At 36.7% G+C, this 13,473-nt stretch carries 14 protein-coding genes; 7 read left to right on the top strand and 7 right to left on the bottom strand.

Annotation, left to right across the window (positions count from 1 at the left end):
- Positions 1-8: 8 nt before the first annotated feature.
- Together AC3ITD_RS03800 and AC3ITD_RS03795 are read left to right on the top strand one after the other, a co-directional pair.
- On the top strand, positions 9-1,292 hold the full coding sequence (locus tag AC3ITD_RS03800) for an IS4 family transposase (protein ID WP_489366625.1): 1,284 nt from the start codon (positions 9-11) through the stop codon (positions 1,290-1,292).
- A gap of 123 nt (positions 1,293-1,415) precedes the next feature.
- Complete coding sequence (locus tag AC3ITD_RS03795) at positions 1,416-1,994, top strand: PhnA domain-containing protein (protein WP_489364102.1); 579 nt, start codon at positions 1,416-1,418, stop codon at positions 1,992-1,994.
- A gap of 15 nt (positions 1,995-2,009) precedes the next feature.
- Here AC3ITD_RS03795 and AC3ITD_RS03790 read toward each other — a convergent pair whose 3' ends face one another.
- From AC3ITD_RS03790 to recR, 4 genes are all read right to left on the bottom strand, one after another.
- Positions 2,010-2,849, bottom strand: a complete 840-nt coding sequence (locus AC3ITD_RS03790; RefSeq protein WP_489364100.1) for an alpha/beta hydrolase — start codon at positions 2,847-2,849, stop codon at positions 2,010-2,012.
- Between the two features lie 250 nt (positions 2,850-3,099).
- Entirely contained in the window at positions 3,100-3,918 is an 819-nt protein-coding gene (locus AC3ITD_RS03785; protein WP_489364098.1) for an SDR family oxidoreductase, read from the bottom strand.
- Positions 3,919-3,962: 44 nt separating this feature from the next.
- Complete coding sequence (locus tag AC3ITD_RS03780) at positions 3,963-4,640, bottom strand: phosphatidylinositol-specific phospholipase C/glycerophosphodiester phosphodiesterase family protein (RefSeq protein WP_489364096.1); 678 nt, start codon at positions 4,638-4,640, stop codon at positions 3,963-3,965.
- A 53-nt stretch (positions 4,641-4,693) separates the two neighbouring features.
- On the bottom strand, positions 4,694-5,311 hold the full coding sequence (gene recR, locus AC3ITD_RS03775; protein WP_265802055.1) for a recombination mediator RecR: 618 nt from the start codon (positions 5,309-5,311) through the stop codon (positions 4,694-4,696).
- A gap of 396 nt (positions 5,312-5,707) precedes the next feature.
- Between recR and AC3ITD_RS03770 the strand changes: the two genes are divergently transcribed.
- From AC3ITD_RS03770 to AC3ITD_RS03755, 4 genes are all read left to right on the top strand, one after another.
- Complete coding sequence (locus tag AC3ITD_RS03770) at positions 5,708-7,216, top strand: sodium:solute symporter (RefSeq protein WP_489364093.1); 1,509 nt, start codon at positions 5,708-5,710, stop codon at positions 7,214-7,216.
- Positions 7,217-7,234: 18 nt separating this feature from the next.
- Positions 7,235-7,942 (top strand): LOG family protein, encoded by a 708-nt coding sequence (locus AC3ITD_RS03765; protein WP_029289075.1) that lies wholly within the window; start codon positions 7,235-7,237, stop codon positions 7,940-7,942.
- A gap of 234 nt (positions 7,943-8,176) precedes the next feature.
- The gene (locus tag AC3ITD_RS03760; RefSeq protein ID WP_489364091.1) at positions 8,177-8,635 is read left to right on the top strand and encodes a hypothetical protein; all 459 of its coding nucleotides are present in this window, start codon (positions 8,177-8,179) and stop codon (positions 8,633-8,635) included.
- A 51-nt stretch (positions 8,636-8,686) separates the two neighbouring features.
- Complete coding sequence (locus tag AC3ITD_RS03755; RefSeq protein ID WP_489364089.1) at positions 8,687-9,184, top strand: hypothetical protein; 498 nt, start codon at positions 8,687-8,689, stop codon at positions 9,182-9,184.
- Here the strand turns inward: AC3ITD_RS03755 and arsC are convergent.
- From arsC to AC3ITD_RS03740, 3 genes are all read right to left on the bottom strand, one after another.
- Entirely contained in the window at positions 9,140-9,520 is a 381-nt protein-coding gene (gene arsC / locus AC3ITD_RS03750; protein WP_489364087.1) for an arsenate reductase (glutaredoxin), read from the bottom strand. The genes AC3ITD_RS03755 and arsC overlap by 45 nt on opposite strands.
- Before the next feature lie 11 nt (positions 9,521-9,531).
- Positions 9,532-10,122: a DUF502 domain-containing protein gene (locus AC3ITD_RS03745; RefSeq protein ID WP_265802049.1), complete on the bottom strand. Its 591-nt coding sequence runs from the start codon at positions 10,120-10,122 to the stop codon at positions 9,532-9,534.
- 329 nt (positions 10,123-10,451) lie between these two features.
- Positions 10,452-12,911, bottom strand: a complete 2,460-nt coding sequence (locus AC3ITD_RS03740) for a bifunctional UDP-N-acetylmuramoyl-tripeptide:D-alanyl-D-alanine ligase/alanine racemase (RefSeq protein WP_489364084.1) — start codon at positions 12,909-12,911, stop codon at positions 10,452-10,454.
- Between AC3ITD_RS03740 and AC3ITD_RS03735 the strand changes: the two genes are divergently transcribed.
- On the top strand, positions 12,910-13,461 hold the full coding sequence (locus AC3ITD_RS03735) for a regulatory protein RecX (protein WP_489364082.1): 552 nt from the start codon (positions 12,910-12,912) through the stop codon (positions 13,459-13,461). The genes AC3ITD_RS03740 and AC3ITD_RS03735 overlap by 2 nt on opposite strands.
- Positions 13,462-13,473 lie beyond the last annotated feature (12 nt).

Here is a 13,473-nt window from a genome sequence, read left to right as displayed (position 1 = left end):
TTCTTCAAATCACAAAAGGGAGCAACATAAAGTCGCTCCTAAAAAAAACATTTGATTTCATTCAGGATAAAAATAATTTTTCTCAATATCTTAAAGAGCCAATCTTTTTTACGCGCAAGCGAAGTTTAAGCTTTCCAGTTGTGGTTTCTACAATATTGAATCTTTTTAAAGAATCTGTAGAGTACAACATTTTTACAATTTTGCCCAGTATATCATCAAAAGTGGTTACAGGAGCAGCCTTTTCTAAGGCTCGATATAAAATATCCCTTTCTTTTTTCAAGGATCTCAACGAGATACTGGCAGATCATCACAAATATCATCCATCACAACTTTGGAGGGGATATCAATTGATTGCCGGTGATGGCTCTACAGTTGGGCTACCACCTTCCCGACAGATAAAAGATTTTTTTGGAATATATTCACAAAAAGGTGAAAGTATAAAGAGTTGCCTGGCACAGATTTTTATGTTTTATGATGTTTTTAGTGGCGCAATTCTTTCCAAAAGGATATCAAAGATGGAGAACGTAGAGAAAACACTTTTTAATGCATGCCTTGAAGAACTACCATCCCGTAAATCCGTAGTTATTTTAGACCGGGGATTCGGATATTTTCATATTTTCAAAAAACTTTGCACACTCAAACAGGATTTCTGTATTCGTATAAGCAGTGCGCAGTCCTGTTTTGCAAAACGGATAGTTCAGGAGTGCGAAAATGATTTTATAACAGAGTGGCACCCCAGTCCAAAAGAAATGGAATCCTGCTTAAAGCATGGGTTAGATACTAAAACAATTACGGTCAGGGTTACCAAAATCGAGTTAAATACTTGGGAGATCGAAATTCTCGTATCCTCTTTATTAGACATGAATGATGTATGCACAGTGAATATGAAAGCTCTTTATGGGCAGAGATGGCCAGTAGAAGAAGGTTTTAAGAAATTAAAACCAAAGATGAAATTAGAACAGTTTGGTACTCGGAAACCCGATGGAATATTCCAGGAGTTTGAAGCCCATGTATTCATGATGAATCTGGTTGCATTATTTGGTATCCAGGCACAGCAGAAAATCGATAAGAACAAGAAACGAAAACTAAAATATAAATACAATTGGCAAAATGCTTACAGGTTTGTCAGAAAAGCAATTATTCAAATACTAAATACAGAACACCCGGAAGATATAATTCAATCTCTTATTAAGCTAATAGCATCATCTAAAATACCTATAAAACCGGACAGAAGCCTTCCTAGAATAACATTTAAAAAAAGAAAAAACAGAACGCATCAGACATATAAATAGCTTAAGTTAATAGCATTGGTGTCCTCACCTGCCGAGATTACCTGTCAACCTCATTTCCCGAATAAGTACCCCACCATTTATTACGGATAGTTTTAGTACTTTCGCCGAAAATTTAAAATAAATATGTCTTTAGTACAAGAATTACAAACCCGCTCGGGAAACAAATGCGAACTTTGCACATCAGAGAACAGTCTAAGTGTTTATGAAGTTCCTCCAACGAGCAACGCCAATAGCGATAACAGCATTTTAGTTTGTAAAACCTGTCTAAATCAAATTGAAAAAACAGAACAGTTAGATGCCAACCATTGGAAAATACTCACAGAAACCATGTGGTCAGAATTTGTACCTGTGCAAGTAGTGGCCTGGAGAATGCTAAGCAGATTAAGAAATGACGGTTGGGCATCAGATAGTTTGGATATCTTATACCTGGAAGATGAGGCGTTGGAGTGGGCGAAAAAAACAGGCGATCATGAAATGGATGGAACTGTCGAATTTCATCAGGATAGCAATGGAACTCGTTTACACGAAGGTGATACCGTTGTCTTGGTTAAAACATTGGATGTTAAAGGCTCGACTTTAAGTGCAAAATTAGGCACAGTGGTGAAGAACATTCGTTTGGTTCATGATAATACTGAACAAATTGAAGGGAAAGTTGAAGGCCAAACCATTGTAATTTTGACGAAATACTTAAGAAAAGGCTAGTCAATCGTCATCAAATTACAATGATGAGTTCGCTATAAACTCAACAATGTATTTGTACAAATCATTGCCCCCAAATATCATCTGACTAATCATTGGAACGTGGCTTTTGCCTTTAATTTCCTTCATTTCTACAGAAACATTGTTGGCTTTTAATTTTTGGCAAAGTCTCGGGGTTTGAATCTTTATGGCATTATAAGTTTTTCCGCCGTATAAAAGCAAATGTGGGTTTTTGATATTATTCACGTAGTTTAAGGGAGACGCCGACTTCCAAACCGCGGGTTTGTCGGTAAATGTTCTCAAAAAATCGAAGTAATAATTATCCTTTTCAGCTTCGGTTAAATATTCAAAAATATCGAGTCCAAAGGGATCATTCAAAACCACACCCTTAATAGGATTTTTGATTCCAGCATGTAGAAAATATTGCGGATCTGAATTAATCAGTTCGCCTAAGTGGGCACCAGCGGAATGGCCCATTACAAAAATATTCTCTGCACTCGCGGAATATTGCGATATGTTTTGCTTCACCCATTTCACTGCTAAAGCACAATCATTAGCCATTTTTTGATATTGCGCTTCAGGTGCTAATGGATAATTAATAATAACCGTAACCACTCCTTTTCTAGCGAAATTTCTACCAAGCCACCAATATGTTTCCTTTTTTCCACTGCTCCAAGATCCGCCGTGTATGAATATCAAAACATGCTTATTTTTAACATTGTCATTTTTGTAAAAGACATTTAGCGTATTATTTTCTTCGGCATTGCCAGCATAATTAATGTTTTTGGCTGTTTTTATTTGTGCTGAAGCTATAAGGGCTTGAAACAAGAACATTAGTAAAATGAAGTATTTTGTCATGCCGAAAATGATCTAACATTCAATGGTGAATAAACGAAATTGTTGTTCATACAGATTTATTCTTGATAGAAAAAGGGAATAAGGAAATGGGGAATAGATTAGGTTTTCAAGCGAGTTGTGCGCTATTTTGGAGCCATTAACTATTTCCTTTTAGCTATTTCTTATTAACTATTTCCTATTATCCATTTTCCCTTGATCTATTTCCTATTACTTGTTATCTATTTCCTATTCCCTTTGCTCCCATCCGCGATTAAGCCTTAATCAACGGATTCTTCTCTTTAGCAAACAAATCAAAAACCTTTTTATCTACGAAAGCCGGGAACAACTTGTTCATCCAAACCGCTAACTTACCTTGACCAGTCATTACCAATGTTCGTTTGCGTTTTTCAATTCCATCAGCAATTATGCTTGCTACTTCTTCAGAAGTCATCATTTTGCCTTCATCCATGCTCGTTTCACCATGTACGGCTCCATCTTTTGATAAGGCAGTTACACGAATATTGGAAGCTGTAAATCCCGGGCAGGCCACTAAAACATTTACACCGGTTTTTAAAAGTTCGGTACGCAAAGATTCCATGAAACCATTCATAGCGAATTTTGATGCCGAATAACCTGTTCTCCCTGGTAAACCGCGATAGCCTGCTATTGATGAGATGCCAACAACGGTTCCTTTCGTTTTCAAAATCTCTGGCAGGGCATATTTTGTACAATAAACCGTACCCCAAAAATTAACATCCATTAAATTTTTCAGTACTGATAAATCTAAATCATTAAATAAGGCACGCATAGATAAGCCAGCATTGTTTACCAAAATATCGATTCTTTGAAAAGAAACCAGCGTTTGTTTAATAATCAGTTCGCAATCAGCTTCTTTACTTACATCCGCCTGAACGGCAACCGCTCTAATGCCATATTTTTTTTCTAGCTCTGCTGTGATTTCGCATAGCGTAACATATTGGCGGGCTGCTAAAACTAAGTTTGCACCACGTTTAGCAAATTCTTCAGCACAAGCCTTTCCAATTCCGCTCGATGCGCCTGTAATGATGATTACTTTATCTTTTAGGTTCATATTAGTTCCAGTATAGGAAATCAAGTATCAAGACTTGACACCTTCTAATTCATTTTAAAATAATGGATTGCCTCGGCCACTTTATCGGTGTTGATGATCTCTGCACCCAATTCACGAAGCACTTTCCAGGAAGTTTCATTGTCTGGAGCGCCCCAAAAGCGAAAAGGTAATCCTAATTTATGAGCATTATCAATCGATAATTTCAATTTCGCTTTGTCTGTTTCTGAATTCTCTCCTTCCCCTTTCCACTTCGAATATTTCGCAAAATTATCGCTGATCATTACCAGTTTCTTTAAATCTGCGGCCGAGTAGTCAACATTTGGTAATCCATCAAAATATAAATTGGCCCAGTCGAAATTACTTTCCGGACGATTACCTGTGATGACCACAACTGAATTTTTTCTCTGCCTGCCGAAATCTTTTTGATATTTTTTTAGTGTCTTCAGTAATGCTTTGGAGGTTAAATTCCAGTCATCTTTAATATCAATTACCAGATGGATCGTGTAATAATCTTTCGTTTTTGAAAACCTGGAAAGCGGCTTGAGATATAAATTTTCTAAAGTATTACCAGCTCTGATTTCTTTCTTGCTATGCGCCACCATTAATGAATCGCCTATCAGGAATACATCAGCTTCAATTGAGAACGCTTTATTTTCAATGGCCTCAAAAAAAGGACGTTTGTGCGTGTAATCATTATGAGAATGGATTTTAACTTGTGCCATAACAGCAAAATTGAATCCGATCGCTACCAATAAAATAATAAACTGTTTCGCCATTATTTCATCATTGCAGTTTCATAAGGCACACGGGTAATAATCGATCGGCCTAAGGTAATCTCATCTGTATATTCTAATTCCCCACCAAAAGCAATTCCTCTGGCAATTGTAGTTACAGGGACGTTAAAGTCCTTTAATCTTTTGTAAAGATAAAAAAGTGTCGTATCGCCTTCCATATTCGGACTCAGCGCCAATATCACCTCCTTAATATCACCAGCTGAAACTCTTTGCACTAAACCGTCAATATATAAATCTGTAGGTCCGATACCATCCATGGGAGAAATTAAACCGCCCAAAACATGGTAAACACCGAAATATTGCCCGGTATTTTCAATTGCCATTACATCCCTGGTGTCCTCTACAACACAAATCGTTTCCTTATCACGCTTGTGCGAGGTACAAATTTCGCAAATCGTATGATCGGAAATGTTATAGCAAATGCTGCAGTTTTTAATTTCCTGCTTAAGCTTAATTAATGTGTTTCCAAACTGGTTAACCTCCTCCTGTTCCTTATTTAAAAGGTGCAAAACCAATCTCAACGCCGTCTTTTGCCCAACACCCGGTAATTTCGAGAATTCGTTTACCGCATCTTCAAGCAGTTTGGATGAAAAATTCATGCACAAAAATATACAAAATGGTTGATAAAAATTGTTCTCAAAAACAAGACAAATTTATTTTTTTGGAAAGCAATACCAGTAGTTGTTAGGCTTCATCAGTCCTGCCATTTGCTGCAATCTTTTTCTTGCAAAGTTACTAACTCTAAATATCTAGTTGCTTAGTAGAGTTAGTAACTTTAAAAGCAACCAAAAGGATTTCCGCTCCTGTCAGGTTTGAAATAGTAAGGTAAACCTAGTTAATTTAAACCCGGCCGCAGCGGGCATGAAACCTGATTTTCGGGTGAGTAAAGCGAAGTACGGGGCTAATTAGCCGATGAAAACTGAAACCTGATTTCGAAATCAAAATATTGATTATAAAAATCGTTTTCTTTACATTTAACACCTTAAAACAAAACTATGTCGCCAACCATCCTATTGTGCTTTTTAATTGGTTATTTTTTAGTACTGATTGTTATTTCTTTCGTCACCTCCAAAGATTCATCTGATAATAATTCCTTTTTTGTTGCCAACAGAAACTCGAAATGGTACCTGGTTGCCTTTGGAATGATTGGAACAGCACTTTCGGGAGTAACCTTTATTTCAGTACCTGGTGAAGTTGGTGCACCTGCGGGAAATCAGTTCCAATATTTCCAGTTCGTTTTGGGTAACGCAGTCGGTTTCATTATCATTTGTACGGTACTTTTGCCGCTCTATTATCGAATGAACCTAACTTCAATTTACAGTTATATTGAGCAACGTTTAGGTCATTACAGCTATAAAACAGCAGCTTCTATATTTCTTTTGAGCCGTACGTTGGGTTCGGCAACAAGGTTATACCTGGTGGTAATTGTTTTACAGCGCTTCATTTTCGACAATTACGGCGTTCCATTTTGGTTAACAGTATTAATTTCATTGGCCTTAATATGGTCTTACACGTTTAAAGGCGGTTTAAAAACCATCATTATTACCGATACTTTGCAAACGTTTTTCTTAGTATTATCTGTTTTTTTAACCATCTATTTTATATGCAGCAGCTTAAATTTAAGTATCCCGCAAGCCTTTGAAACGATAAAAGACAGCAGTTATTCGAAGATATTTTTCTGGGATGATTTCCTAACCAATAAGTGGTATTTCAGCAAACAGTTTATCGGAGGTATTTTCGTTACCATCGCCATGACGGGTTTAGATCAGGATTTAATGCAGAAAAACCTAAGCATGAGCACCATAAAAGAAGCGCAAAAAAACATGTTCACTTTTACAGGTGTGTTTGTAATTTTAAATGTTTTCTTCTTAAGCGTGGGTGCTTTGTTGTACATCTTCGCCGCTAAAAATGGCATTGAGATTCCTCTTGATCACATTACGGGGAAACCGCGTACCGATTTGTTATTTCCTGAAATTGCATTGAACAACCTGGGCGCCGTACCGGCCATTATATTTATGTTAGGGTTAACCGCAGCGACTTTTGCCACCACCGATTCGGCACTGACTGCTTTAACTACCTCGTTTTGTGTAGACTTTTTAGGGATGGCAAAAGTCGAAAATGTAAACGCAAAAGATGCTGTAAAAAAACGCCACACTGTTCACGTGGCTTTTTCAATTTTAATGTTTCTGGTTATCATCGTAATCAATGCACTAAATAGTTCATCAGTAGTCAGTTTAATTTTCACTATTGCCTCCTACACTTACGGGCCACTTTTGGGCCTTTACAGTTTTGGTTTGTTTGTAAAAAAACGTGGCTTGCACGATAAATTAGTACCAATAGTTTGCATTTTATCCCCTTTTTTATGTTACTTGCTTTCAAGCTATTCAAAAGAGATTTTAGGAGGCTATGTTTTTAGTGTTGAACTGATTTTGATTAACGGTTTAATCACATTTATCGGCTTGCTTTTCATCAGCAAAAAAACTGATGCGCAAACCAAATTTTAATATTAGAATACAGTATATATGACGAGTGAAGAAAAAATTAGAAGCGCTTTTGAAAATAAAGATTGGCAGGAAATAAAGGTAACCGACTCCTGGCAAATTTTTAAAATAATGGCCGAGTTTGTAGATGGTTTTGAGAAGCTGGCTAAAATTGGCCCTTGTGTTACCATTTACGGATCTGCCCGTACTGCAGAAACGAACAGATATTATCAGCTTGCCGAACAATGTGGTAAACTACTTACCGATCGCGGTTATGGAGTAATTACCGGCGGTGGCCCAGGCATTATGGAAGCTGGTAACAAAGGTGCACATACAAACGGCGGAAAATCTGTAGGTTTAAATATTGAGCTGCCGTTTGAGCAATTCCACAATAAATATATCGACCACAATAAGTTATTAGAATTCGATTATTTCTTCGTTCGTAAGGTAATGTTTATGAAGTACAGTCAGGGTTTTGTGGTTTTACCCGGTGGTTTTGGAACCATGGATGAGCTTTTCGAAGCATTAACGCTGATTCAAACGGGTAAAATAGCCCGCTTCCCAATTGTATTATTGGGTAAGGATTATTGGAGCGGATTAATTGACTGGATTAAAGGAACAATGCTGCAGAAGGAACACAATATTCACGAGGAAGATTTGAATTTATTCCGCCTTGTTGATACTGCCGAAGAAGCTGCCGAACACATTTTTAGGTTCTATGATAAGTATGTGCTTAAACCGAATTTTTAACCGGGATTAAGGATTATTGACCAGAATTAAAGGGATATAAGATTTCCAAGATTTTGGAGGTTAAAAAATTTAAACGAGAATTATAAGATTTTACTATGGGGTTTTATTCAATGATTTAATCATTCAAAATTCAGTAATTACAAAAAGTGCTTGTTCTGCAGGCACTTTTTTTATGTTTAACATTTTGGTGTAACAACTTAGAATAACTTTAATCTAAATCGAAACATATTTCAAATGGCGAAGTTTATTGATTGGAAAAGCAATTGGTTTAACTCAAATTTCGAATTGTTTATTGAAGGAGTACAAAAAGGTGCAATTACTTTTAGCACCTGGAAAAGTGATGCAAAAGCTACATTGGAAAACGAAAACTATTTTTTCAAAAGTGTGGGGTTCTGGAAACCGAAAACAAATATAATTGACCAGAAAACGAATAAGGTTGTTGGGGTGATTACTTACGGTAATTGGAAATTCGAAGCAATAGTTAATATGGAATCCGGAGCCCAATATGCCTGGAACCCGACTACTTTTTGGAAATCACAATGGTTGTTATCCAACAATAACAATACAAACATCATGTATAGTGCTGGCAAAAGAATGGGTTCAATAACAGCTGACACTGACAATAAATTGTTAATTGTTGCAGGATTATTCATTAAACAAATTTACAATAGACGAGCGGCAGCAGCTGTGTGATAAATCGTAAATAGCAAGTTAGGATATAGGAAATAATAGCACCCTGTGGAAATGGAAAGGATATTAAATTGGAGAAAAGGGTTATTTGATAGTAATTATCAGGTATTTGAGGGTACTTACCTGAAATTTTCGATCAATTTTAGTTCATTAAAAAATTCGGCAATTGCCACCACTCAAAAAGGGATTTATTTATTGAGGAGTGATGGTTATAGCAATCCCGAAACCAGAATTTTAAATAGTAATCACGAGCTTCTAGCAACCATTAGATACGATTGGCTTGCATTTAAGGCGAGAGTAACGTTTGCAAATGGCGAAAATTTTGATTGGAGCTATCAAAACAGTTGGTTAAGCAGGTGGTCGCTAAATAACCATACCGATACACAGATTATTTATAATTCATCTACAAGCAATGGCTTAATTCACGGCAATACCGACGATGACATGCTTTTTTTTATCGGGTTATTTATTCGAGAATATTATTCCAGAATTCTTTATGCGATGGTTTTAATTGTGATTTTCATGTCTTTTGTCCGTAATGTTTTTTACTAAAATTTCTTTGATTCGCTCTGTTGGGTGGGCAATCACGGCCTTATCTCCTGAAACTACAATCGGTCTTTCGATGAGAACAGGATTTTTCACCATGGCATCAACCCATTCTAAATCGGTTAAGTTTTTACCCTTATAATTTCCGATGTAGATTTTCTCTGTTTTGCGAATCAATTCAAATGGCTTAATAGCTAGTTTCTTGATTAATTCAGTTAATTGCGCCCGATTTGGTGGGGTTTCCAGATAATAGATTACTTCAAAATCTCTATAACTATTTTCCAGTTCCCGTAAAGCCAGGCGGCTTTTGGTGCATCTGTTATTATGATAAATCTGAATCATTCTTACTCGAATTATAAACCGCTAACACCACCGCTCACTACCAATTTCATGGCATCTCCAGCGCTCATTTTTAAATCCTTAACCTTATCTCTTTTCACAATACAAAGCTGACCAGCAAACGAATAAGACAACGGAAAGTAAACGGCGACATCGTCAGGAAGATCGAGTTTATGTAGATCATTTTGGGTTAGAAACCCAATTTTTTTCATTCCGCCTTCTACTTCAACCAATACCGGATGATTAAATTTTTTCTCATCACCAACAAAAGCTTCGGTTAAATCTTTAATAGATGAATAAATGAAATTAAGCAAAGGCAGTCGATGCATCATGCGCTGAAACCAGTTATACATCGGCTCGGTTACCAAATTGGTTACGAAGATACCAGCCAATAAAATAATGGTTACAACAGTTAATAAACCCAGGCCCGGAATGTTTCTGCTTTCGCCTGTACGGGGATTTACGCCCAGAATATTGTTTACGTTTAGCCAGCTATCAACAGTTGTAACTGCCCAAACTACAATGAAAATGCTCACAGCAATGGGCACAACAATTAATAAACCTTTAATTAAATAGTTTAAAATGGCTTTCCCTACTCTGTTCATGCTGCAAATTTATTCAAAAATGTTCAATAGTTCATTAGTTAGCATGATTGATAAAATTTAAATGTTCATTAGTCATTCGTCATTTGTTCATTAGTTAGCATGGTGGATAAGTTTAGATGGTTATTGGTTCAATAGCCATTTGTTCATTAGTTAGCATGGTGGATAAATTTAAATGTTCATTAGTCATTCGTCACTGGTTCATTAAATAGCATGGTTAGATAAATTTCAATGTGTATTGGCACACATGCAATTATGCATCCAGATTAATGAACTAGTGAACAAATGACCAATGAACTAATTACTAGTGAACTAATGACTAATAAACCAACCTATTCATAAAAATAAACCCTCTTTACCCGCTGTGAAATATTTGTAAGGATTTCATAAGGTATAGTGTTGATATCGTCTGCAAGCCGCATAATAGTATGTTCCTGATTAAAAACAATGGCTTCATCGCCAGCTTTTACATCAAGGCCAGTAACATCCAGCATCGTCATATCCATGCAAATGGAACCTATAGTCGGCACCAAATGTCCATTGATGAGCATTTTACCTATGCCGTTACCATAAGAACGGGTATAGCCATCGGCATAACCAATTTTAACCGTCGCTATTTTGCCACCATTTGGCATCACTCCTCTCCTGCTATATCCAACCGTTTCGCCCGCCGTTAAGGTTTTAACCTGCGTTACGGTTGTTTTAAGTACCATCACCGTTTGTAAGCCGCGATTATTAGCTAAAGCAGCGTCGAAACCATATAAGCCGATTCCTAAACGAACCATATCCATTTGTCCGTTTGGCCAGCGGCTAATTCCCGATGTATTGGCAATATGAAGTAAAGGTTTGTAGCCTAAAACTGCTATCAGTTGTGTAGCAATGGAATTGAATTTTTCGATTTGTTGTTCAGTAAAACCATCGTGGATGGCTTCACCACTTGCTACCAAATGAGAAAATATACTTTTAACGCTTAGCTTCTGTGAATTTTGTAAGCACATTGCTAAATCCTCAATATCCGCAGATTCAAATCCCAATCGATGCATACCACTATCGATCTTAACATGAATGGGGTAATCGAAATCATAATCAGAAAGTGCATTCAAGAAGCTATTCAAAATTTCGAGACTATAAATCTCAGGTTCTAAATGATGGTTAATGATGGCTTCAAAAGCAGATTCTTCAGGACTCATCACCATAATTGGAAGCGTTATTCCCGCTTTGCGAAGGGCGATTCCTTCGTCGGCATAGGCCACAGCCAAATAATCAACCTTGTGAAACTGCAATAAATTGGCAATTTCAAAACTTCCACTTCCGTAAGAGAACGCCTTAACCATGGCCATAATTTTAACGCCAGGTTTTATTTTCGAACGATAGAACTGCAGGTTGCCAACCATGGCATTCAAATCAATCTCTAACACCGTATCATGGATTTTTTGAGTGAGCAATTTACTAATCCTTCCAAATTCATATCGCCGAGCGCCTTTTACTAAAATGGTTTCATGACTGAACTGTAAACCTGGAAATGCTTCGATAAATGCATTTGTCGTTTCGAAAAACTGGGCTTCGGACTTAAAGAGGCTTTCATATTTTGCAATGTGTGGGCCGATCCCGATCAACCGATTCACTTTCTTCTGGACCAATAAATCAGCAATTTCGGTATATAAATCCAGATCGTCCTGACCCGTTTCAAATAAGTCAGAAAGAATTACGGTTTTCTTAGGATGTTGATTCTGTTGATTGAGGAAATCCAGTGCAATTGCTAACGATGAAATATCTGCACTGTAAGAATCGTCGATGATGGAGCACTGGTTAATGCCATTCTTAAGTTCCAAGCGCATACTCACATGACTTAATTTTTCCAAACGAAGATCAGCCTGTTCTGCAGAATAGCCTAAAGCGAGCAAGGTTGCCCAACAAATCATGCCATTTTCTATGGATGCCTTATCCTTAAAAGGTAACATACATTCAATTTCCTGATTTTGATAAATTGCTCTTAAATAGCAATTCCCTTCAATCGGTTCAACAGCAGTAATCCGCAAATCGGCCATTTGGTTAGTACTCCAACTAAAATGTTTCTTACCCGGTAAATCTTTTTCGTTGATTTCTGTCGTGTATTCTGGCGAATAGATCAGCAGATCCGTATTTGTAAATAACTTTAACTTTTCGGTCAGCTTTTCTTTTCTCGAACTAAAACCCTCTGCATGAGCTTCTCTAACATTGGTTAAAATTCCGATTTCAGGTTGGATCATTGCCGCTAATGTTTCCATCTCGTTCACTGCAGAAATACCTGCCTCAAAAATTCCTAAATTATTATCTGCGTTGATTTGCCAAACAGAAAGTGGAACACCGATTTGTGAGTTGTAACTTTTCGGACTACGAACAATACTGTAATCGCTAGCCAAAAGTTGATACAACCACTCTTTCACAATGGTTTTTCCGTTACTACCGGTGACGCCGATACAGGTTAAATCAAAATTATTTCGATGATAAATAGCGAGTTTTTGTAATGCACTTAATGCGTTATCAACCACCAGGAAATTACAATCAGGATATTGTTGTAAATAGCTCGTATCGGTAATCACAAAATTTCTGATCTCTTTGCTATAAGCATCCTTTATAAATTCGTGTCCATCCCGATGGGATAACAAAGCAAAAAACAAGGAATTTTCAGGAACCAAAACCGATCTACTATCAATTACCAAATGCGTAATTCGTGCTTCTGTATTGAATAAATTTGCATCAGCATTTAAAATTTCAGCTACGGTAGAAATGGTATATATCGGATTCAACATGATATTATATTCAGGAAATTATGGTAATCGTTTTTATTTTTACGAAGTTCACCAATTAATTATGAAAACGGGTAAACAAGAAGCAGCAATATTAGATAAAAAACAGGCATTGGCCAAAGCTGAAAACTTTTGCGCTTACCAGGAACGTTCGCAAAAAGAAGTAAGATATAAATTGGTGGAATGGGGAATGCGTGGCGATGAATTGGAAGAAATTTTATCAGAATTAATTACCAACAATTTTTTAAACGAAGAACGATTTGCAAAGCAATATGCCTCGGGAAAATTCAACATTAAAAAGTGGGGAAGAATTAAAATTAAGCAGGGTTTGAAACTAAAAGGCGTTCCGGATAGAATTTTACAAAAAGCGCTATATAGTTTAGATGACGATGATTATATGCAAACCATAGAGAGTTTAGTCCTAAAAAAAGCAAGAACTTTAAATGAAGTTAATCCTTTAAAACGAAAAATGAAGCTAATGACTTATCTTCAAGGCAGAGGATTTGAAACTGATTTAATTTTAGTGGCACTGAAAGCCAGCAATTTAAACTAAATATTAAATTTT

The sequence above is a fragment of the Pedobacter sp. KH_004 genome (assembly GCF_057840755.1).
The sequence above is the reverse complement of the archived record's forward strand: the minus strand, read 5'-3'. Positions and strand labels throughout refer to the sequence as shown.